Here is a 21,307-nt window from a genome sequence, read left to right on the forward strand (position 1 = left end):
GTGTCGTCGGGCCAAAGAGACCCGCCCGTCGGCCTTCGCGCCCGGATTTCCCGGGAACCGTGAGTCGCACACGATCAGGGACCGGTACATGCGGTCAGCTGCCTGCCCGTCGGCGTCACCAGACAGACGCACCGGACACGCGCCGCCGGCCGGACCCTCCGGCCGACGGCGACGGGGTACGGCGCCTACCCGCGGCCGATGAGGTGCCGCAGGCGGGAGACGAGGAGGTTGGGATCGCGCCGGGTGGTGAGGGCGGCGCTCGGCACGTACACGCTCCTGCCGAGGACGGCCACGGAGGTCGGGTTGGACAGGCCGTCCCGCGCGGTGAGCACGTCCGTGACGGTGCCGTCCGTATGGATCAGGACCACCCTGCTCCCGGAGTTGAGCGCGGCCAGCACGCTCCTGCCGTGCCCGGGGAAGGTGAAGTCGTCGATGCCGGTGAGCGCGTCGGCCCGGGTCTCGACGGGGCCGGCGGAGCCGTCCGCGCCGACGGGGATGCGCAGCAGGGTGCCCCGGTCGCTGTTCGACACCCACACGGAGTCGCGGCGGACCTTGATGCCGTTGGCGCCGAAGCCGTGGGCGGGCGACGCCGGGAGCGGAGCGAGTGCCCGGCCCGTCGCCCACGCCGTGGCCGTGCCACCCGCCTGCGGGACGCGCCAGATCGTGCCGCGCACCGAGTCGGCCGCGTAGAGCAGGCCTCGCTGCTCGTCGAGGGCCAGCCCGTTGGGCAGCCCGTCGGCCGGCAGCGCGGCGATCTGCTGCGGTGCGCCGCCGTCGGGGGAGAGGCGCCAGATACCGGTCGCGTCGGTGCCGGTGGCGTAGGTGACGTAGAGCGTGCCGTCGTGGGCGCGGGCGATGCCGGTGACGGCGGCGCTGTGGAGGAGTGGGGTGGCCGGGTGCGCCACGGCGGGCAGGGTCGCGCGGACCTGCGTGTAGCCGTCGGGGGTGACATGGGCGACCTGGCGGGCGAGGGCGAAGGTGAGGTCGGCGGAGCCGTCGCGGTCGAGCGCGATGTTCTCGGGGGTCTGCCCGGCGGCCAGGTCGAAGTGGGCGAGTACGCGCGTGTCCGTGACGATCGGCTCGCGGCCGGTGGCGGGCGCGGCGGCGACGAGGCCGAAGGCCAGCGCGACGGTGGTGGCGGCGCCGGTCAGGCGGGATGGTCGGGGCATGTGACCTCTTTTCGGTCGGCGCGCGCGGCGCCGGCGTGCGGGGCCACACCAACATGACGGGGGACGGGCCGCCGGTGGCGGGAGCCGGGCCGCCAGATCGCCCACGCGGCCCACCGCCGCACGCCCACTGGCCGCGCCCGGGTGACACCCCGGCCCGGGCCGCCTGCGCCCGCCGTGAGTTCCGGCCGTGAGTCCCAACCGTCGGTGCCGGCCGTCGGCCCCCCGCCGTCGATCCTGGCTGTCAATGCCGGCCGTCGATCCCCGCCGTCGGTCCCAGCCGACAGTGCCCGCCGTCGGTCCAGCCGCCGGCCCTGGTCCGTACGAGCCGTCCGTCCCCGCCGTCAGTCCCAGAGGGGATACGTCATGACCTGCTGGAAGCCCTCAGGACGGTCCTTCTGGTAGGTGAGGCTCATCCGGGTGTAGTGCTGGACGCCCGGGTGCTTCTTCCAGGGCTTGGCGACGTCGAGCCGGACGGTCACCGGGTACGCGTGGAAGCTGCCGGCCGCGCAGTACGGCTTGCAGTCGTTGACCATGTTCACGCCTACCGCGGTCGCGCCGTGCGGACCCCACTGCGACCAGTGGAGTCCGGTCAGCCGGCTGTTGCCGTCGCCGCAGGCCAGGATGAAGTCGCCGGGACGCACCGTGCGGTGCCACAGGCAGTCGACCAGCACGGGCTGCCTCGCACCGGCGGGGGCGGGGGGCGTGGTGGCGGTGGCCGGGGGACTGGCCGTGGCCGTGGTCATGGCCGCTGTGAGCAGGGCTCCCGCCGCGAGGGTGACCGCCGTTCCCACCACTGATCCGCGCATGGTCGCTCCCACCCGTCGTACTGTGTCCGACCGCGTGCACCCGACGCTACGACCGTCCCGCCGTTTGCACCAGTCGCGCAGGTCGGGCCGCGTGTCAGCCGTGGGAGACGGTCAGCCCGTAGAACGCCACACGGGCGCCGGCGGTGGTGCTGTCCGAGGAGGACTGGTTGTAGGAGCCGGCCTTGAAGTACTGCTTGTACGGCTTGAAGGCGGACGGGATGGCGTAGCGGCTGGTGGTGCCGTTCACGGTCAGTTCGACGGTGTTCCCGCCGGAGACGGCGATGGTGTAGTTCCAGGTCTTGCCGACGGAGACGTGCCCGACGGGGTGCTGGGTCTGGCCACCGGACGGCGAGTCCTCGGTGCCGAGGACGATGTCCCCGTTCGCGTGGTAGTACAGCTCCACCAGCGGCTTGGTGGAGGAGCCGCCGGAGCCGAGGTGGATCTGGCCGACGCACACGTTCTTGGTCACGGACACGACCCGCAGGGTCGCGCTCATCCGGTGGCTGCCGGCGAGCGCCCAGTCGGCGGGGGAGCCGTCGCGGTTCATCTCGCGCAGCTCGGAGCGGGCGTACCTGGAGTTCGGCGTGGTGACGCCCTTCTCGGGCGCCCAGAAGGTCATCGCGCCGTCGCGGGTGTCGGTGTAGAAGTACGCGTCCTGGTAGCCGTTCGGTCCCTGGAGCCGGGACGAGGGGATGGTGGTGGGCTTGCCGGGGGAGCCGACGGGCTCCTGGAGCTGCCAGACGGACAGGTCGAAGTTGCCGCCGGGCGCGACGCGCGGGTCGGCCGCGTCCGCGCCGCCGGTGCCGAGCGCGGTGAGGGCGAGGGCGAGGGCCGTCGTGGCCGTCGCCGCGAGAAGCCGTGATCGGGTCATGTGGGGGTCCCTTCGTCGGATCAGGATGCGTTCAGCCCTGTGAACGCTGAACGCATCCTTGGTCTCCGGTGACCCGAGAAGCTAAAGGTATGAACCAGACACGTCAAGAGTGGCGGCTGCGTCAGCAGGCGCCCTCGTCCTGCCAGGGGCCCCACTGCGAGGCGCCGGGCACCTCGTTCTGGGTCCACCACTTCGCCTTCCAGTTGTGCTTGCCGTACGAGACCTCGGTGCCCTGGGTGTACACGGCCGTCGCACTCCAGGCCGGCTTGCAGGAGGCCGGTGTCGGCGTGGGGGTGGGTGTCGTGCTCGGCGGGGTGGCCCCGGCGAACTCCACCGAGTACTTGGCGAAGTCCCACGCGTTCTGGGTCACGCTCGAACAGGTGCCGGAGGTACGGCCGCCGTTGTCGGCCGGCGTGCACTGCCGGTCGCGGTTCAGCGACCAGAAGGTGAACCGGTCCATGTGGTGGCTCGTGGCGTAGTCGAGCACGGTCCGGAAGTCGGCCTGGGTGAAGTACTCGCCGGTGTCACTGCGGCCGTTCATTCCGGAGAAGCCCTCGTGGGCGTAGGCGGTCGCCTGGTCCCAGCCGAACGTGGACTGGAGGACGGAGTTGAAGTTGGTGAGCGCGCCGGTCTGGCTCGCCGCGCCGTTGAAGCCGCCGTCGAACGGCATGATGGAGAAGTTGTTCGGGATGAAGCCCTGCGACTTTGCCTCCAGCAGCATCTGCTTGCCGAACCAGCCGGTGCCGTCCGCCGTGCCGGCCGTGGTCACGGAGACGTACAGTCCCGGGTTGTTCTGCTGGAGGATCTTCGCGGCGCCGATCTCGTTCCGGATCGCCGCGCTGTTCTCGTATTCCGGTTCCTCCAGGTCGAAGTCGATGGCGTGCAGCCCGTACTTGGTGATGACCTGCTGGTAGGCCGCCGCCGTGGAGGCCGGGTCGGCGCAGGCCTGGCCGAGCTTGGTGCCGCCGTAGCCGCCGATGGAGACGGAGACGTCGCCGCCCTTGGCGCGGATGGTGGCGATCGCCGACTGCACGGCGGTGTCCGAGGCGACCGGCGCCGTGCCGCCCCACGTCGGCGTGCAGCCGCCGCCGTCGGGGGCCAGGACGAACGCCAGCTGGAACGCCTTCAGGCCGGTGGCGTCCATGATGGCGCCCGGGTCCGGCGGGTCGTTGTCCAGCGGCATCAGATAGGGGGCGGCGGCATACCAGCGGTTGCTCAGCGCGGTGGTCGCGCCCGAGGCGTTGCCCGCGACCAGCGCGGTGCTGCCGGCCGCGGCGAGGGTGACGGCCGCCGCCGCGCCCAGACATGCCCGAGGACGTCTCACGTGTGCCTCCAGAGGGTGGGGACCCCGGTGCGGGGAGCCCCACCCTCCGGGAGCTGTTGCGATCACGTCAATAACTTGGACTAGACCAAAGCGCACTTTGGACTAGACCATGCGATCCCTTTACCTCGGGTCGACCAGCCGCACGGTGAACCGGCGGTCGAGCGGCAGACTCGGCGTGCTGACGGTGGTGACGTGCGTGCCGGCGTCGTACGACCATGCGTCGTCCGGCAGTTGGTGCCCGTCGAGCAGGACCCGCGCGGGAGCGGTGCCGCCGTGCACGGTGAACCGGTACGCCCGGGCGTCGGGCCTGCCCGCGTAGTCGCCCCGGCTCGCGCCGACCGTCACGGTCGTACCGCGCCCGTCGGCGCGCATGGACACCCGCTGGGTGGCCGCGGCGCCCTTGGCGAAGTCACGGGTCACGCCGTCGTCCTCGTAGAGCGTGTAGTGACCGGTGCCGTGCGCGGCCGGGTACAGGTCCCAGTCCAGCTCGTGCCGGTCGCGGGTCTGCCAACTCGTCGTTCCCTTCGGCCACATGGGCACGATCGCGCCCTCGCGCACGAACAGCGGCAGGGTGTCCAGCGGGGCGTGGTAACCGTTCAGCGTGGTCGGGCCGTGGTAGGTGCGGCCCGACCAGTAGTCGGTCCAGGTGCCCTTGGGCAGGTAGATGCCGTCGCGGGTGTCGGAGTCCTGGTACACCGGCGCGACGAGGAAGTCCGGACCGGAGAGGAACTCGTACTTCGCCTGCGCATCCAGGGTGTTCGGGTCGTCGGGATACTCCAGCCACAGCGGTCGCACGGCACCCACGCCCGTCTTCGCCGCCTGGGCGGACAGCGTGTACATGTACGGCAGCAGCCGTTCCTTCAGCTGGAGGTACGTGCGGTTGATCGAGGTGTACGGCTCGCCGTCCCGCCAGGGCTGCTGGTCGGCGGGCTTGCCGGTGGTGAGGTCGCTGGCCCAGCCGTCCATCGTCATGACGGCCGGCAGGAACGCCTTCCACTGGAGGTCGCGGGTGTACATCTCGGCGTCGTGGCGGTAGATGCTGCCGATGTCACCGGTGTTGTAGGCGATACCGGACATCGTCGCCCCGGCGTACGTCGGGATCTGCCAGCGGATGTAGTCCCAGGACAGCTTCTGGTCGCCGCTCCACAGCACCCCGCAGCGCTGGGCGCCCGCCCAGGACACCGGGAGCCACACGAAACCGCGCGCGTCGCTGTTGTCCTCGATCCCCTTCTTGGCGGCGTCACAGGCGTCCAGCGCGAACTTGTAGCCGTTGCCGACCCAGGCCACGTCCAGCTTGGCCACCCGCTGACCCGCCTTGACCTGGTCGGCGAGCTTGTCGATGCCGTCCTGGGTCCACAGGCCGAGCTGGGCGTGGTGGTCCCGCAGGCCCTCGGCGGTCCGCTCCAGATCCTCGTACCCGCAGCCGTACCCGTCGTTGACCAGCATCCAGCCGAGCGGCATCCGGTGCTCGGTGTAGCCGTCGGCGATCTTCAGCGCGTCCAGGGTGTGCCGCTCGCCCCGGTTGGCGTTGTGCAGGTAGCAGTCGGAGTCGCCCGGTTCGAGCCCGTACACCGGCGGCATGAAGGGCCGGCCGACCAACGCCGTGTACTTGCCGATCACTTGCTTGGCGTCGCCGAGGAAGTAGTAGGCGTCCAGGCGCCGTTCCTGCTGCCCGGTCGTCACCGGCGAGCCGAAGGTGTACACGCCCGGTGCAAACGTGTTGCGGAAGACGCCGTAGCCCGCGCTGGAGAGGTAGAACGGCTGCGAGTTGTTGTAGCCGCCCTCGTTCCAGTCGAAGCTGTTGGCCACGTACATCGTCCGGCCGCGGTGCGAGAAGCTGCCGTTCTGCTCGCCGCCGCCGAAGAACTGCTCGTCCGCGCCCCGCGTGAGGCTCTGCCGCATGCCGCCGGTCGACCAGCGCAGCGGCTTGTCCTCCTGCCAGATCCGGGTGCGGTTGTCGGGCCGGTACAGGCCGAACCGCAGCGGCTTCTTGTACACCCGCAGCACGGCGTCGGGGGACCGGATGCCGTAGTAGTCCCCGGCGTCGAAGGACGAGGTGTGGCGCTGGAGCGCGGGCTGCTCGCGCACGATGGCCGTGCCGGCCGGATCGCTCAGCGCACCGGAGGGGTCGGCCTGGAGCCGGAGCCGACCGCCCTTCAGGAAGTCGGCGCGGGCGGTCAGTCGCCCGGCCGCGACGGTGTAGCTGCCGTCGCCGCCGGAGAACGACGTGAGGTCCCCGGCGTCCGTGGTCGCGGGCAGATAGGCGGTGCCGGTGAAGGAGTTGTCGTGCACGTCGTACGGCACCACGAGCACGTGGTAGGTGCCCGAAGCCCGCGGGATCACCGTGGCCTCGGGATCGGCGGTGCCCGCGCTGGAGGCCACCTGCTTGCCGTGGTCGTCGTAGACGTACAGGTCGAAGTCGTCCGAGGGGCGCTCCCAGGTGATGGACAACGGGATGCCGCCCTCCGGGTTGTCGTCCCAGTAACCGTCCGGCACCGAGACCGTCAGGTCGAAGCGGGCGCAGACCATGCCGCCGGGGTCGGTGGCGGCGTCGGGGCACTTCTCCGGGCCGCCGCCGGTGCCCTTGGCGTAGACCGGGCTGTGCCAGCTGACGCTGCTGTGCGCCGGGTCCAGCACGGCGCCGGCCGCCGGGTCGGCGGCCCGGGCCGGGGCGGCGAGCGCGGTCCCGGCCAGGGCGCTCGCCAGCGCCAGCGTCGTCCAGGCCTTCCACGGCACACGGTGACGGAGTCTTCGCACGGCGGAACAGCTCCCCTCGCACCTTCGCGGACTGACTGTTCTTACGGCTGTACTGCTCGGAAACGCTTGAAAAGAGCGCCGATCGAGCAACTTCACGCACGAAGCCTCGGGGTTGACGCAGGTTCATGTCAATACCGTGCTCGCCGTCACCGGCCCCGGCTCACAGCCAACTGCCCGCCGTGAGCAGCGGGCGGGGCAACGGCGGGCAGGCCGGCCAGGCGTACGACGGCCTCGGCGACCTCGGCCACGTCCGCCTCCGGCGGCATCAGCGCCGCCGGCCGCTGTTCGAGCCCCGCGAGCAGGGCACCGTAACGCTCGTCGTAGGCAGCCGCCCCGGGTGCCGGAGCTGCCGATCCACACCAGCAGCCCCTCGCCCCGCTCCCGCAGGCGGGGCAGTGCGGCCCGGCTGACCCGCTGGGCGCCGAGCACGTTGACGTCGTACAGCTCGGCCAGCTGCTCGGAGGCGAACGCCTCGGCGGGGCCGGTGACCATGTGGCCGGCGTTGAGCACCACCACGTCCAGGCGGCCCTCGGCGGCCGGCACCCGTGCGACGGCCGCGTCCGCGCAGTCCTGGCTCTGCACGTCCAGCTCCACCGCGTGCAGCGGCACGCCGGTCTCGACCGCGTACCGGTCGAGACCGGCCACGGCGGGCGCGTTGCGGGTGGCCGGCTGCCGGATGCCGGCGTAGACGGTGTGACCGGCGTCGGCGAGCGCGCGCACGGTCAGCGCGCCGAAACCGCTGGAGGCGCCGGTGACCAGGACGGTCCGGGGAGCGTCGTCGCAGAAGGGGAGCGGGCGGAAGATTCCTCGCGGGCGGGGGTCAGACGATGCCGCCGTTGGCGCGGACCACCTGGCCGTTGACCCAGTGACCGGCCGGGGAGGCGAGGAAGGCCACCACCTCGGCGATGTCGGCCGGCGTGCCGAGGCGCTCCAGCGGCGGCTGGGCGGCCAGGCGGGCGACGGTCTCCTCGTCCTTGCCGTCCAGGAACATGTCGGTGGCCGTGGGACCCGGGGCCACGGCGTTCACGGTGACGTCCCGGCCGCGCAGCTCACGCGCCAGCACCAGGGTCAGCGCCTCGACCGCACCCTTGCTCGCGCTGTAGGCGCCGTAGCCCGGGAAGGCCAGGCCCACCACGGACGTGGAGAAGGTGACGAGCGCTCCGCCCCGGCGCAGCCTCCGGGCGGCCTCCCGGGCCACCACGAAGGTGCCGCGGACGTTGGTGCGGTGCAGCGCGTCCAGTTCCGCCAGGTCCAGCTCGGCGACCGGCGCCAGATACATCCGGCCCGCCGTGTGCACGACGACGTCGACACCGCCGAACTCGGCCGTCGCGGCCTCGAACAACGCGGCGACCTGCTGCTCCTCGGCCACGTCGGCGCGGACGGCGAGCGCGCTGCCGCCCGCCGCTGTGACCTCCTCGACGGCGGCCTCGGCCCGGTCGCGGTTACCGGCGTAGCCGACGACCACGGCGTAACCGTCGGCGGCCAGCCGCGTCACCGTCTCGCGGCCGATACCGCGGGAACCGCCGGTGACGACGGCGACGCGGGGCTGTACGGGGTTCGTTCCAGCGGACATGGGAGCTCCTGTGACGAGAGGCAGCGGGAAGTGGTGCCTCCAGCCTCGGCCCCGGTCCGGGCCCCTACCAGGGCTGTCCGCACCCTGGGGTCGGCAACCCCTGGCTCCGCCCGGCCGCAGGCGTGACCATGGAGGGCGTGAACCACTCGGAGCTGGCCGCATTCCTGAAGTCCCGGCGCGACCGGGTCCGCCCCGCCGACGTCGGCCTGACCGTGGGCCCCCGCCGCCGTGTGCCGGGCCTCAGACGCGAGGAGGTCGCCCAGCTGGCCGGGCTGTCCGCCGACTACTACACGGAACTCGAACGCGGCCGGGGTGCGCAGCCTTCCGGGCAGGTCCTGGCCGCCCTGGCCCGCGCGCTCCGGCTGAGCGGCGACGAACGCGACCACCTCTTCCACCTCGCCGAGCGCCCGCTCCCGGCCGTCGCGCACGGCCCCACCGCGCACGCCCAGCCCGCCCTGCTCGGCCTGCTGGACCGGCTCGTCACCACCCCGGCCCAGATCATCACCGACCTGCACGAACCCCTCGCGCAGAACCCCCTCGCCGTCGCGCTCCTCGGCCCGGCGCCGATCGGTCGCGGACTCGAAGCGAGCTTCGCCTACCGCTGGTTCACCGACCCCGCCACCCGCGCGCTGCACCCGGCCGAGGACCACCCGCACCACTCCCGGGTGTTCACCGCCGACCTCCGGGCCGTCGCCGCCCGGCGCGCCAAGGATCCCGACGTCACCCGGCTGGTGACCACGCTGCGGCGGCGCAGCGAGGAGTTCGCCGCCCTGTGGGAGCAGCGGGACGTGGCCCTGCGCCGTACCGACCACAAGCGCATCGTCCACCCCTCGCTCGGCGTCATCGAACTGGACTGCCACAACCTGTTCAGCGAGGACGGCCGGCAGCGCCTGCTGTGGTTCAGCGCCCCGCCGGGCACCGAAGGAGCCGCCCAGCTGGAACTGCTGTCGGTGATCGGCACCCAGGAACTGGCGCCGGGGACGGACCGGCTGGGACAGCGGCCCGGCTGACAGCGGGGGGCCGTCCGCGCCGGCTCGTCACCGGCGTCCCGCGCGGCCGGGACCGGCGAACTGCCGCCGGCCTGCGGCCGAGCGTGTTCGAAGTCGATCAACGGAGTGAGGGCGCGGTGACACGCCGGCACGGCGGACGCGCCCACGGCGGCCCCGGTCGCCCCGGCCGTCTCCCTGCCACGGCGGCTGTGCCCGGGTGCGCAGCCTGCGCCGACCCGAGCCATGCACACATCGGGAACCGCAGCGCGGATCGGACCTGGTGATCGTCGATGTCAACGACGCCTACCTGTGGGCGGCCCGGCGTACCCGGGAGGTGGTCGGGACGTACCTCTTCGAAGCCTTCCCCGACAACCCGGTGGACCCCGACGCGGACGGCGTGAGAAACCTGAGCGTCTCCCGGGGCCTGGCCACCCGGGAACGCGACACCATGGCGCTGCAGAAGTACGACATCCCGGTCGGGAGCACGCCGGGGGAGTTCGAGGAGCGCTGGTGGTCCCCGATCAACACGCCGGTCGTCGCCGCCGACGGACCGTCGCCTGGATCATCCACCGGGTCGAGGACGTGACGGATTTCGTCCGCTTCCGCCGCTCGCGCCGGGGCGCGGAGCGCGACGAGGTGCCGGCTGCCGGGAGCAGAGCAGAACCGGAAGCCCTGGAGGCGCAGCTGTACGCCCGTGCCCGCACCGACGCCTCCCTCATGGCCTTTCCGCCTCCCCCCGGGGCCGGGCCGGGCGGCCACGGGCGACCAGGCAGGCCGGTACCGCCACGGCGGCGCCGATGTAGAGCAGCGCTGGATAGCCCAGGACGTGCACGATCTGCCCGCCGACGGCCCCGGCCAGGGACAGGCCCACGAACAGGGCGCTGTTGTTCCACGACAGCAGGGCGGTCGCCCGCTCGGGGAACATGTCGACCAGGTGGCGCTGCTGGGCGGGGAAGAAGGCGTAGGCGGCCAGCGCGAACAGGGCCAGGGCCGCGGCCAGCGCTCCGGTGAGGGGGAACACCAGGGCCACGACGGCTTCCAGCGCTGCCGTCAGCGCCAGTGCCGACCTGGTGACCCGCACGGGATCGGCCCGGTCCGCGCACCGGCCGCCGACCTGCCCGCCGACGACGGCGCCGATGCCGTAGGCGACCAGCAGCCACGGCACGGTGGTGGCCCTGCCGCCGGAGTGCAGCGCGAGGGCCAGGAACGTGTAGAGGCTGTACACGGAGAAGGCCCACAACGTCGTCACCGCGACGGCAAACACCGCGACGCCCGTGCCGGGACGCCTGGACCGCTCCGGCGCCGCGGCGGCCGCCGGGGCCGGACGGGCCCGCCAGACGAACGCGTGGGGGAACGCCAGCAGGAACGTGCCGGCAGCCAGGATGACGAAGGCGGCCCGCCACCCCACGTACCGCCCCAGCAGCGATCCGGCCGGCGCGCCCACCCACAGGGCCGTCAGCAGGCCCGATCCCACCACGGCCAGCACCTGCGCTCGTACTTGGGGCCGCGCACGGGTGCTGACCAGGGCGTAGACAGTGGGACCGGTTCCGGCGGCCGCGAGACCGGCCACCACGCGGGCCACCAGCAGCACACCGAAACCCGGCGCGAGGGCGGTGCCGACGTTGGCCGCGGAGAACAGCACCAGCGCCACCACCAGGACCCAGGCGCGGTCCCATCGGTCCGAGATCCAGCCGGCGAACGGCGACGCCACCACGTACGCGACCGAGAAGGCCGTGACCAGCAGGCCGGTACCGGCCACGGAGACGGCGAACGACGCCGCGATGTGCGGGAGCAGCGGCGCCACCACGAAGAGATCGGTTCCCACCAGGAACTGCGTCAGCCAGGCCAGCACGACCGGCCCGGCGGACAGTCCGGGCACCGTGTCCACGGCCGGCTCGCCGCGGGGTGACTGCATGGTCCGACGCTAGGGCCTCCGCCGGGGCGCGGCCATCGGGGAGGTACGGCGGACTGACAGCGGGGCCGTCCGCTGGGTGTCCCGTCACGCGGGCCGGACGTGCGGCCGTGGCTTCGGTGTCGCGATGAGGCGGGCTGAGACAGGGGCCTGGTCCTGGCCGTTCCGGTCAGGCGGGCCGACAGTGCGGCCGCCCCCTGGTCCTCGCGGTCACGCGGGCGGAAAACGAGGCAGCCCCTTGCTGTCGCGGTCACGCGGGGTGAATGCGGGGTGAATGCGGGGCCGCCCCCCTTGCCGTCACCCTGTTGTCCTCCCGGTCACGCGGGTGGACCGGCGATGCGCAGGGTGGCCGTCGGGGGCGGCGCGGGGGTGCCGGTCTCGCCCGTGGCTTCCGTCCACCAGTCGCTGCCGTCCTCGGCGTAGCGCAGGAGCACACCCTCGCGGATCGCCCAGGGGCAGACGACGGCCCGGCGCAGGCCCATCAGCTTCAGCGCCGTGTGTCCCACGACCGCTCCGGCCAGGCTCTGGGCGGCGCGCGGGGCGGAGATGCCGGGCAACTGGGCGCGTTCGGCGGCGGGCAGCCCGGCGAGGGAGCGCACCGCATCGCGCAGGTCACGGCAGGCCAGCTCCCGCTCCACGAACGGGCCGTACCGCCCCGGCGCGGCTCCGCACAACCGGGCCAGCTGCTGGAACGTCCGGGAGGTGACGGCGGCGGTGCGCGGACCCTCCCAGCGGATCCGCGAGGCCACGTCCCGCAGTTCGTGGCGGATACGGCGGCGCAGCTCCTTCAACTCACCGGGCCCGGGCGGGTCCTGGACGCCCAGGTGCTCCCGGGTCAGGCGGTTCGCCCCCAGCGGCAGGGACGCGGCGAAGTCGGGCAGCCGGCCCCGGCCGAAGGCCACCTCCAGCGAGCCGCCGCCGATGTCGAGCAGGGCGAGCGGGCCCGCCTTCCAGCCGAGCCAGCGGCGGGCCGCCAGGAAGGTCAGCTCGGCCTCCGTCTCACCGGGCAGGGTGCACATGCGGATCCCGGTGCCGGACGCAACCTGTTGCAGTACCTCGTAACGGTTCGGGGCGCTGCGGACCACAGCGGTCGCGAAGGCCAGCGGGCCCGCCGCATGCCACTGCCGGGCCGTGGCGCCCGCCGCGGCCACCGCCTTCACCAGTTGCTCCACCGCCTCGTCGGCGATGGTGCCGTCCGGACCGACCCGTTCGGACAGGCGGAGCTTCCACTTGACGGTGTGCACCGGCAGCGGAACACCCCCCTCCACGTCCGCGATGACCAACCGAACCGTGTTCGAACCCGCATCCACCACGCTCACCCGCATGAGTCGGGGAGTACCCATTTCACCGGCGGCGATCCGTGACACAGAGGGGCGTGCCGGTGCACGCCGTCCGTCCGCGTGCCTCAGCGCAGGCCCGCGCGGCAGCATGCGTACGCACCACCCGCACACCACGTCCGCCCCTGACCCGTCGCACGCAGCCGCGTCACCACCCGGACGACCGCCCAGACCAGGCGCCTTCGACCTCCGGTACCGGGAGGGCGGCCCGCAGCCGTGCGCTCCACCAGGCGTGCAGTCCGGCTACGGCCCGCGGGGCCCGTACGGCGTCCCACGCACGCTCCCCGGCACCCGTGCCGCACACGCAAGATCCGGCCTGCCCCATGCCGGCCCTCTCCCAATCCGACCCCCACGCCGGCTTGTCCGAATCCCACCCCACGCCGCCCCGGTGGGCCCGTCGCTGCTCTTGGATGGTCATGAGCAATCTCGGTGCGGAGACTGGCGGGTGACCGGAGCGGATGCGATGAGGGTACTGGTGATCGGCGGTGGCGTAGCGGGGACCGCGACCGCCCTGGGCCTGCACAAGGCCGGTGTCGACGTCACCGTGTTCGAGGCACACCCGGACACGGCCGAGGACATCGGCGCCTTCCTCACCCTGGCGAGCAACGGCATGCGCGCGCTGGCCGAGTTGGGCGCCACGCACGCGGTCACGGCCGTCGGTTTTCCGCTGACTTCGCTACGGCTCCTGGACAGTCAGGGCGCCGAGGTCGCACACCAGCCGCTGGGCGAGGCCGACCACCCCGCCCTGCGCTACCGCTGTCTGCGCCGCGGCGAACTGAACGCGGCCCTCCAGGGCGAGGCGGCCCGGCGCGGCATCCGGCTGCGCCACGGCGCCCGCCTGGTGTCCGTGACGGACGGACCGGACGCCGTCACCGCCCGCTTCGCCGACGGCACCGCCGCCACCGGGGACCTGCTCGTCGGCGCCGACGGACTCCGTTCGACCGTACGCCGGCTGCTCCACCCCGAGGTGCGCCCCGGATACGCCGGCCAGCGGGTCTACTACGGCTACACCGGCACCGCACCCGCGCCCGGCCCGCAGGGCGCCATCACCATGGTGCGGGGCAGCGCCACCGCGTTCGGGTACGCCGTGTCCCCGGCGGGGGAGACGTACTGGTTCGCCCGCGCCGGCGGCGATCCGCTGCCCGCCGGGACGCCCGCCGCACCCTCCGCCGAACTGCGCGCCCGCCTGCTGCCGCTGCTGCGCGAGGACGCGACGCCCGCCGCCGGTCTGGTCGAGGCCGCCGACGGGGCGATCATGGTCACCAACGCCACGGAACTGCCGCTCGGCGCCGCCTGGCACACCGGGCGCGTGCTGCTCGTCGGGGACGCCGCCCACGCCGCCTCCCCGGCGACCGGCCAGGGCGCCTCGATGGCCCTGGAGGACGCCGTCGTGCTGGCCAAGGCGCTGCGCGACCTGCCCGACCCCAAGACCGCGTTCACCGCGTACGAGCGGCACCGCCGCCCGCGGGTCGAGCACAACATCACCGTCAGCGGCGGCCTCTCCCGCGGCACCCGTACGCCGTCCGGTCCGGCGCCCGTCATGGCCCCTCCCGCCGGGCCGGACGAGCGCCTGCTGTGCCAACTCGCCTGGGACACCCCGCTGTCAGCGGTCCCGCCCGAGCCGCACTGAACCGCACCCGGTGCGCGAACGTGGTCGCGGCGACCGCCCCGCGCGCACGAAAGTGCAAGAGGCGCGGCACGGGAGTCCATGGCCGGGGCGTCGCCGGAGCCGGATCGTTCCGTGCAACCGGCCCTTCGGCAACAAGGAGCACCCGTGCGACCGTTGAGCAGAGCAGGCGGTGCCGTCGCCGCGGCCGTCGCCCTGGTCCTGGGCGTCGGCACCGCGGCGCCCGCGCGGACCGCGTCCCCCGTCGACGCGCGCTACACCGTGACCGTCGGGACCCCGGTGCCGTTCCCGCATCCCACGGACACCCCCGCCACCCCCTACCTCGACAAGGACGGCACCTTCCACTACCAGCAGTCCGCCGCGCTCTACGGCGCCGGCGACCCGCGGGTCTGGGACTTCTACACCGGCAGGGACTTCGACGGCGCCGCCTTCGACCGGACCCTGAGCGAGGCGGTGAACCCGGCCGACCCCGCCGACCGCAACGACGACACCACCCGGCGGTGCAACAACAGCCCCACCGGCCGGGAGGCGACGTACGCGCCGAGCGGCTCCGGCTACGCGCAGAGGAACTACTGCGACCTGTCCGGGATATGGGCCGACCCCGACACCGGTGACTGGTACGGCCTGGTGCACAACGAGTTCACCCCGCAGCCCTTCGGCGACGGGCTCCACTACGACGCCGTCGACTACGCGGTCTCCACCGACCAGGGCCGCACCTGGACCATCAAGGACCACGTGATCACCTCGCCGTACAGCACCGAGCGCGGGGACACGACGGCCTTCCCGCACGAGACGTACTCCTACGGTGACGGTGACCAGCGCCTGTTCGTGGACGCGGCCTCCGGCTACCTCTACGTCTATTACGGCTCGCGGATCGTCGACAAGCGCGGCGGCTGGAAGGCCTTCCACGCGCATGTGGCCCGGGCACCGATCGCCGCGAAGATGGCCCCCGGCTCCTGGCGGAAGTGGTACGACGGCGCCTGGTCGCAGCCCGGCACCGGCGGTCAGGAGAGCAACATCGTCCCCGTCGACGCCGGCCACCCCACCGGCTACACCCCCGCCGAGGACGAGTACGACCCGGCCAGCACCGGCACCGCCGCCGAGCAGATCGCGGCCGGCACCATGCCCCCCACCTCGCCGCTGTTCGTCATGAACATCGCCTACGACGCCCATCTCGGCCGCTACATCGGCACACCCCAGGCCGTGGACCAGAGCGGTGGCGCACCGCAGTACCTGTACGCCACCGACGACCTGGCCACGCAGCAGTGGCACCTCATCGGCGACACCGGCGACTACACCACCGCGTCCTGGTACCGCTGGTTCCTGGACCCCGTCAGCCGCACCGGCTCCGCCGTCCTCGGACGGACCTTCCGCGCCTACTGCTCCTTCGGCTGCTCCCACGACGCCTCGGGCGAGTACGTCGACGTCACCGTCGACTCCGCCACACCGGCCGTCCCACCCGTGGAAACCGGCCGCGGGTACCGCATCGCGAGCGGCACCGGCCGGATCCTCGCCCAGGCGTCCGGCGGCTCCGCCGTCACCTCGGTGGCGCGCGCCACCGGCTCGGCGCGCGCGTCGTGGTCCTTCGCACCGACGGACGACGGCGCCTTCACCATCGCCAACGCGGCGACCGGCCGGCTGCTGGGCGTCGACTCCGTGAGGACGGCGGGCCGCGCCTGGGGCGCCAAGCCGGCGGTCACCGCGGCCCGGGGCGGCGGACCGGCCGTCGGACAGCAGTGGTTCGTCCTCCCCGACTCCACCGGCGACGGCACCTACCGCCTGGTCAACCGCTACAGCGGCCTCGTTCTCGGCCTCTCCGCGACCGCGGGCCGGCTCGCCGAGACCACACCCGTACGCACCTGGACGGACCCGACCGGCGGCCCCGTGGGCGGCGGACGCACCGCGGCCGAGCAGACCCTGACCTTCACCCCGGCCACCACCTGACCCGAGCCCCCGATCCGACCCCGGCGCCCCGCACTCACCCGCCGGTGCGGGGACCTCCTATCGTGCACACCATGACGATCACCAACGGGGAGTCCGACGGACGGCTGGCCGCAGCGGCGGCCCAGGCGGGTGCGGCGGTGGTGCGCGACCTGTACGGCCGGCGCCTGGACCGCTACGAGAAGTCCGCCGGCGACTTCGCGACGGAAGCGGACCTGGCCGCAGAGCGGGCCGTCCTGGACGTCCTGCGTGCCGCCCGTCCCGAGGACGCGGTGACGGCCGAGGAGAGCGGCCGTACCGGCGCCGCCTGCGCCCGCCGCCACTGGCTGGTCGACCCGCTGTGCGGCACCCTCAACTACGCCGTGCAGACCATGCTCGTCGGCGTCAACGTCGCGCTGCGGGTGGACACGGACGTGACGGCGGGCGCGACGGCCGATCCGTTCGCCGGTGAGGTGTTCTGGACCGACGGCGAGCGGGCCTGGGTCCACCGGGACGGAGACGACACGGAGTTGACGCCGGCCGCCGGGTCCGCGCTGGTGGACGTCAACCTCGACCCCCCGTTCCCGAACGCGCCCGGTTTCCGGGCCGCCCGCCTGCTCGCCGACCCGGGCTTCACCGAGCGGTTCCGGCCCCGGGTGATCTCCAGCACCCTCGCGGTGGCCTGGGTCGCCGCCGGGCGCCGGGCCGCGTACGTCACCGACGGCCACCTGGAGGACAGCGTGCACTTCGCCGCCGGCATCGCACTGTGCCGGGCCGCCGGCTGCACGGTGACCGGTCTGTACGGCGAGCCGCTGCACACCGGCGCGGGCGGACTGATCGCGGCGGCCGACGCCGAGACGCACGCCGCCCTGCTGAAACTGGTCGAGAACCAGACCTCACCGGCGAGTTGACCCGGCCGGAGGCCGTCTCGACGGGGGCGCCGCCGTCTGATGGGATGCCCGCATGACCCCGGCCGACGACCTCGCCGCCCGCTTCGGCCAGGCCCTGGACACCCGCCCGGAGACCCTGCGGGACGCCGCGCAGGACTTCGGGCGGCTCGTGCGGGCGACCCCGCGGGCCGTGCTGCGCCCGAGGTCCGCCGCCCGGATCCGGGAGCTGCTCGAGTTCGCCGGACCACGGCACATCCCGGTCGGGGTGCGCGCCGGCGGCCATGCGCTGTACGGACAGAGCCAGGCGGCCGACGGCATCGTCGTCGACCTGCGCGCCATGAACCGGGTCGGCCCGGTGACGGAGGACCAGGTCACCGTGCAGGCGGGCGCGTCGTGGCGGGAGGTGCTGGCCGCCACCCTGCTGTACGGCCGCACGCCCCCGGTCCTCACCGACTACCTGGGCGCGGGCGTCGGCGGCGTCCTGTCCGCGGGCGGACTCGGCGGCGCCACCCACCGGCACGGCCTGGTCGCGGACCAGGTGCTGGAGCTGGAGGTGGTGACCGGAGCGGGGGAGCACCGCGTCTGCTCGCCCGGCCGGGACCCCGCGCTGTTCCACGCCGTCCTCGCCGGACTCGGCCAGTGCGCCGTCATCGTCGAGGCCACCCTGCGCCTGGTTCCCGCACCCGAACGCGTCCGCCGTTACTGCCTCTTCCACGACGACCTCCCCCGCTACCTCGCCGACCAGCGACGGCTCGCCGAGGAAGGGCGCTTCGCCCACCTGGAGGGCCAGGCCCGCCCGGTGGGGGACCGCGGCCTGCAGTACATGATCGAAGCCGTGGCCCCGTACGACGGGCCGTGTCCGCCCGACGACGGCCGCCTGCTCGCGGGGCTCGCCCACGACCCGGCCACCGTGGAGTCGGCCGACCTCGGGTACGCCGAGTTCGCCCACCGCGTCGACGCCGACGAGGAGATCCTCCGGGCGACGGGGGAGTGGCTGCATCCGCACCCGTGGCTCAACCTGCTCCTCCCGGACGAGACCGCCGAGCCGGTCGTGCGCTCCGTGCTCGCCGATCCGGCCTTCGCCGACCTGCGCAGCACCGGCCTGGTCCTGCTCTACCCGCTGCTGTCGGGCCGGCTGCGCGCGCCGCTCTTCCGCCGCCCGCCGGGTCACGTCCTCTGGCTGTTCGCCCTGTTGCGCACGGCTCCGCCGGGCAGCCCCGCGACGGCCGCCCGGATGGTGGCCGCCAATCGCGCCGCCCACGATCTGGCCCGGGCCGCCGGCGCCGTCGCCTACCCCGTCAACGCCCTGCCCCTCTCCGCCGCCGACTGGCGGGAGCACCACGGCACCGGCTGGCAGTCCTTCGCGGAGGCCAAGCGGCGCCACGATCCGCATCTGGTCCTGGGGCGCGGGCACGGTCTGCGCCTCTGAGCGAACTCGTCGCCGGCGCGCGGCGGTTGAAAGGAACTGCCGTCCGAAGGCTTGTGGTCCGCTTGGTTCATCACTTAAATCAAACCATGAACTAAGCCGTGGGGTCGGTTCTTCGACCCCGCCCCTCGTCTGGAGCCGCCGAATGAGACTGAGATCCCTGGGTGTCGCGCTGGCCGCCACGGCAGCGCTGATCGCCCTGCCCACCGCACACCCGTCGGCCACCGCGGCCGAAACCCCCTTGTCCCAGGGGAAGACGGCCACCGCGTCGTCGCAGGAGAACAACGGCACCGCCGCCGCCCTCGCCGTCGACGGCGACACCGGGACCCGCTGGTCCTCGGCCGTGGGCGACGACCAGTGGGTACGCGTCGACCTCGGGACCACCGCCACCGTCGACCGCGTGGTCCTCGACTGGGAGGCCGCCTACGGCAGGGACTACAAGGTCCAGATATCCGCGGACGGCACCACCTGGACCGACCTGAAGTCCGTCACCGGCTCCGACGGCGGCGTCGACACCCTCGACGTGTCCGGCCGGGGCCGCTACGTACGGATGCTCGGCGTGCACCGGGCCACCCAGTGGGGGTACTCCCTCTGGGAGTTCCAGGTGTTCGGCAGCGCCGACGGCGGCCAGGCGGGCTGCGGCACCGCCAATGCCGCCCAGGGCAGGCCCGCCACGGCGTCCTCCACCGAGAACGCCGGCACGCCCGCCTCCGCCGCCGTCGACGGCAACACCGCGACCCGCTGGTCCAGTCAGGCCGCCGACCCGCAGTGGCTGCAGGTCGACCTGGGCTCCGTCGAGGACCTGTGCAAGGTGGACCTGAACTGGGAGGCCGCCTACGGCAGGGACTTCCAGATCCAGGCCTCCTCCGACGGTCAGAGCTGGCACACCCTCAGGAGCGTCACCGGGGCCACCGGCGGTACGGCGTCCTACGACGTCAGCGGCTCCGGCCGGTACGTGCGCATCCACGGCACCGCCCGCGGCACCGGCTACGGCTACTCCCTGTGGGAGGTCGCCGTGCACACCGGCACCACCGGTGTCCCGCCCGTCCAGGGCGGCGGCGACCTCGGCCCGAACGTCATCGTCGTCGACCCGTCCACCCCGGGCCTCCAGCAGAAGTTCGACGACGTCTTCGCCAGGCAGGAGTCGGCCCAGTTCGGCACCGGCCGCTACCAGTTCCTGCTCAAGCCCGGCACGTACAACGGCATCAACGCCCAACTCGGCTTCTACACCTCGGTCTCCGGCCTCGGCCTGAACCCCGACGACACCCGGATCAACGGGGACATCACCGTCGACGCCGGCTGGTTCAACGGCAACGCCACCCAGAACTTCTGGCGCTCGGCCGAGAACCTCTCTCTCAAGCCGGTCAACGGCACGGACCGCTGGGCCGTCGCCCAGGCCGCGCCCTTCCGCCGCATCCACGTGCAGGGCGGCCTCAACCTCGCACCCGACGGCTACGGCTGGGCCTCCGGCGGCTACATCGCGGACTCGAAGATCGACGGTACGGTGGGCCCGTACTCCCAGCAGCAGTGGTACACCCGGGACAGCTCGGTCGGCGGCTGGACCAACGGCGTGTGGAACATGACCTTCTCCGGCGTCCAGGGCGCCCCGGCCACCAATTTCGACGGCGGCCCGTACACCACCCTGGACACCACCCCCGTCTCCCGCGAGAAGCCCTTCCTCTACCTGGACGGCTCCGCCTACAAGGTGTTCGTCCCGGCCAAGCGCACGAACGCCCGCGGCGTCTCCTGGCCCGCGAACGCCGGCACGTCCCTGCCGCTCGACCGGTTCTACGTCGTCAAGCCGGGCGCCACCGCCACCACCATCGACGCGGCCCTCGCCCAGGGCCTCAACCTCCTGTTCACGCCCGGTGTCTACCACCTCGACCGGACCATCGAGGTCACCCGCCCCGACACCGTCGTCCTCGGTCTCGGCCTCGCCACCCTGGTCCCGGACAACGGTGTCGACGCGATGCACGTCGCCGACGTCGACGGCGTGCGGCTCGCCGGGTTCCTCATCGACGCGGGCCCGGTCCACTCCGACACGCTGCTGCGCATCGGCACGCCCGGTTCCACCGCGGACCACTCCGCCGACCCCACCACCGTGCAGGACGTGTTCGTCCGCATCGGCGGCGCCGGTCCCGGACTCGCCACCAACTCCGTGGTCGTCAACAGCAACAACGTCGTCATCGACCACACCTGGCTGTGGCGCGCCGACCACGGCAGCGGCGTCGGCTGGGAGACCAACCGCGCCGACTACGGCCTGCGGGTCAACGGCAACGACGTCCTGGCCAGCGGCCTGTTCGTGGAGCACTTCAACAAGTACGACGTCCACTGGAGCGGAGAACGCGGCCGGACGATCTTCTTCCAGAACGAGAAGGCGTACGACGCCCCGAACGCCGCCGCCGTCACCCACGACGGCATCACCGGCTACGCGGCCTACAAGGTCGCCGACTCCGTCACCACCCACGAGGCGTGGGGCCTGGGCAGCTACTGCAACTACACGGCCGATCCGTCGATCGTCCAGGCGCACGGCTTCCAGGTGCCCGTGACCCCGGGGATCAGGATGCACGACCTGCTGGTGATCTCCCTCGGCGGCAAGGGGCAGTACGCGCACGTCGTCAACGGCACCGGCGCACCGACCTCGGGCACCGACACGGTTCCGTCCAAGGTGACGTCCTTCCCCTAGGACTCCCGTAGGAGACCCCC

The 21,307-nt window shown here is 73.1% G+C and carries 15 protein-coding genes and 1 pseudogene; 7 read left to right on the forward strand and 9 right to left on the reverse strand.

All coding sequences use genetic code 11. The features are described from left to right. Positions 1–185: 185 nt before the first annotated feature. The 7 genes from S1361_RS36100 to S1361_RS36130 form a co-directional block, all read right to left on the reverse strand. Positions 186–1,169: an SMP-30/gluconolactonase/LRE family protein gene (locus S1361_RS36100; RefSeq protein WP_208036033.1), complete on the reverse strand. Its 984-nt coding sequence runs from the start codon at positions 1,167–1,169 to the stop codon at positions 186–188. Positions 1,170–1,510: 341 nt separating this feature from the next. Next, positions 1,511–1,975 (reverse strand): hypothetical protein, encoded by a 465-nt coding sequence (locus tag S1361_RS36105; protein ID WP_208036034.1) that lies wholly within the window; start codon positions 1,973–1,975, stop codon positions 1,511–1,513. 94 nt (positions 1,976–2,069) lie between these two features. Further along, positions 2,070–2,846: a polysaccharide lyase family 7 protein gene (locus S1361_RS36110; protein ID WP_208036035.1), complete on the reverse strand. Its 777-nt coding sequence runs from the start codon at positions 2,844–2,846 to the stop codon at positions 2,070–2,072. 121 nt (positions 2,847–2,967) lie between these two features. Further along, entirely contained in the window at positions 2,968–4,170 is a 1,203-nt protein-coding gene (locus tag S1361_RS36115) for a carbohydrate-binding protein (protein WP_208036036.1), read from the reverse strand. Positions 4,171–4,290: 120 nt separating this feature from the next. Continuing rightward, entirely contained in the window at positions 4,291–6,927 is a 2,637-nt protein-coding gene (locus tag S1361_RS36120) for a glycoside hydrolase family 31 protein (protein ID WP_425087849.1), read from the reverse strand. Between the two features lie 123 nt (positions 6,928–7,050). Then, positions 7,051–7,647, reverse strand: coding sequence for an SDR family NAD(P)-dependent oxidoreductase (locus S1361_RS36125; protein ID WP_243769420.1), 597 nt, complete (start codon positions 7,645–7,647; stop codon positions 7,051–7,053). Positions 7,648–7,747: 100 nt separating this feature from the next. Then, on the reverse strand, positions 7,748–8,500 hold the full coding sequence (locus tag S1361_RS36130) for an SDR family oxidoreductase (protein ID WP_208036037.1): 753 nt from the start codon (positions 8,498–8,500) through the stop codon (positions 7,748–7,750). Between the two features lie 137 nt (positions 8,501–8,637). Between S1361_RS36130 and S1361_RS36135 the strand changes: the two genes are divergently transcribed. Further along, positions 8,638–9,510 carry a helix-turn-helix transcriptional regulator gene (locus tag S1361_RS36135; RefSeq protein WP_208036038.1) on the forward strand — a complete coding sequence of 291 codons (873 nt, stop codon included), beginning with the start codon at positions 8,638–8,640 and terminating at the stop codon, positions 9,508–9,510. Positions 9,511–9,706: 196 nt separating this feature from the next. Next, positions 9,707–10,191, forward strand: a pseudogene (locus S1361_RS39600) (PAS domain-containing protein); the annotation flags it as partial. Between the two features lie 13 nt (positions 10,192–10,204). Here S1361_RS39600 and S1361_RS36145 read toward each other — a convergent pair. Continuing rightward, on the reverse strand, positions 10,205–11,404 hold the full coding sequence (locus S1361_RS36145) for an MFS transporter (protein ID WP_208036040.1): 1,200 nt from the start codon (positions 11,402–11,404) through the stop codon (positions 10,205–10,207). Positions 11,405–11,718: 314 nt separating this feature from the next. Then, positions 11,719–12,726, reverse strand: coding sequence for a Ppx/GppA family phosphatase (locus S1361_RS36150; protein WP_208036041.1), 1,008 nt, complete (start codon positions 12,724–12,726; stop codon positions 11,719–11,721). A 475-nt stretch (positions 12,727–13,201) separates the two neighbouring features. On the opposite strand from S1361_RS36150, the gene S1361_RS36155 reads away from it, so the two are divergent. The 5 genes from S1361_RS36155 to S1361_RS36175 all read left to right on the forward strand — a co-directional run bounded on the left by S1361_RS36155 (position 13,202) and on the right by S1361_RS36175 (position 21,287). Beyond that, complete coding sequence (locus tag S1361_RS36155; protein WP_208036042.1) at positions 13,202–14,368, forward strand: FAD-dependent oxidoreductase; 1,167 nt, start codon at positions 13,202–13,204, stop codon at positions 14,366–14,368. A 153-nt stretch (positions 14,369–14,521) separates the two neighbouring features. Continuing rightward, a complete protein-coding gene (locus S1361_RS36160; RefSeq protein ID WP_208036043.1) occupies positions 14,522–16,309 on the forward strand; it encodes an RICIN domain-containing protein in 1,788 nt (595 codons plus the stop codon). A 71-nt stretch (positions 16,310–16,380) separates the two neighbouring features. Further along, a complete protein-coding gene (locus S1361_RS36165; RefSeq protein ID WP_208036044.1) occupies positions 16,381–17,196 on the forward strand; it encodes an inositol monophosphatase family protein in 816 nt (271 codons plus the stop codon). A gap of 52 nt (positions 17,197–17,248) precedes the next feature. Continuing rightward, positions 17,249–18,604 (forward strand): FAD-binding protein, encoded by a 1,356-nt coding sequence (locus S1361_RS36170; RefSeq protein WP_243769422.1) that lies wholly within the window; start codon positions 17,249–17,251, stop codon positions 18,602–18,604. Positions 18,605–18,746: 142 nt separating this feature from the next. Next, a complete protein-coding gene (locus S1361_RS36175; RefSeq protein WP_208036045.1) occupies positions 18,747–21,287 on the forward strand; it encodes a discoidin domain-containing protein in 2,541 nt (846 codons plus the stop codon). The last annotated feature ends 20 nt before the right edge of the window (positions 21,288–21,307 follow it).

The organism is Streptomyces cyanogenus (assembly GCF_017526105.1).
In the GTDB taxonomy this organism is placed as follows: Bacteria; Actinomycetota; Actinomycetes; order Streptomycetales; family Streptomycetaceae; genus Streptomyces; species Streptomyces cyanogenus.

What these genes read in the sequence shown, in the direction of transcription:
- S1361_RS36130 (WP_208036037.1), bottom strand. Translation starts at nt 8,500, where the DNA reads ATGTCCGCTGGAACGAACCCCGTACAGCCCCGCGTCGCCGTCGTCACC.
- S1361_RS36150 (WP_208036041.1), bottom strand. Translation starts at nt 12,726, where the DNA reads ATGCGGGTGAGCGTGGTGGATGCGGGTTCGAACACGGTTCGGTTGGTC.
- S1361_RS36175 (WP_208036045.1), top strand. Translation starts at nt 18,747, where the DNA reads ATGAGACTGAGATCCCTGGGTGTCGCGCTGGCCGCCACGGCAGCGCTG.
- S1361_RS36105 (WP_208036034.1), bottom strand. Translation starts at nt 1,975, where the DNA reads ATGCGCGGATCAGTGGTGGGAACGGCGGTCACCCTCGCGGCGGGAGCC.
- S1361_RS36165 (WP_208036044.1), top strand. Translation starts at nt 16,381, where the DNA reads ATGACGATCACCAACGGGGAGTCCGACGGACGGCTGGCCGCAGCGGCG.
- S1361_RS36110 (WP_208036035.1), bottom strand. Translation starts at nt 2,846, where the DNA reads ATGACCCGATCACGGCTTCTCGCGGCGACGGCCACGACGGCCCTCGCC.
- S1361_RS36145 (WP_208036040.1), bottom strand. Translation starts at nt 11,404, where the DNA reads ATGCAGTCACCCCGCGGCGAGCCGGCCGTGGACACGGTGCCCGGACTG.
- S1361_RS36100 (WP_208036033.1), bottom strand. Translation starts at nt 1,169, where the DNA reads ATGCCCCGACCATCCCGCCTGACCGGCGCCGCCACCACCGTCGCGCTG.
- S1361_RS36155 (WP_208036042.1), top strand. Translation starts at nt 13,202, where the DNA reads ATGAGGGTACTGGTGATCGGCGGTGGCGTAGCGGGGACCGCGACCGCC.
- S1361_RS36170 (WP_243769422.1), top strand. Translation starts at nt 17,249, where the DNA reads ATGACCCCGGCCGACGACCTCGCCGCCCGCTTCGGCCAGGCCCTGGAC.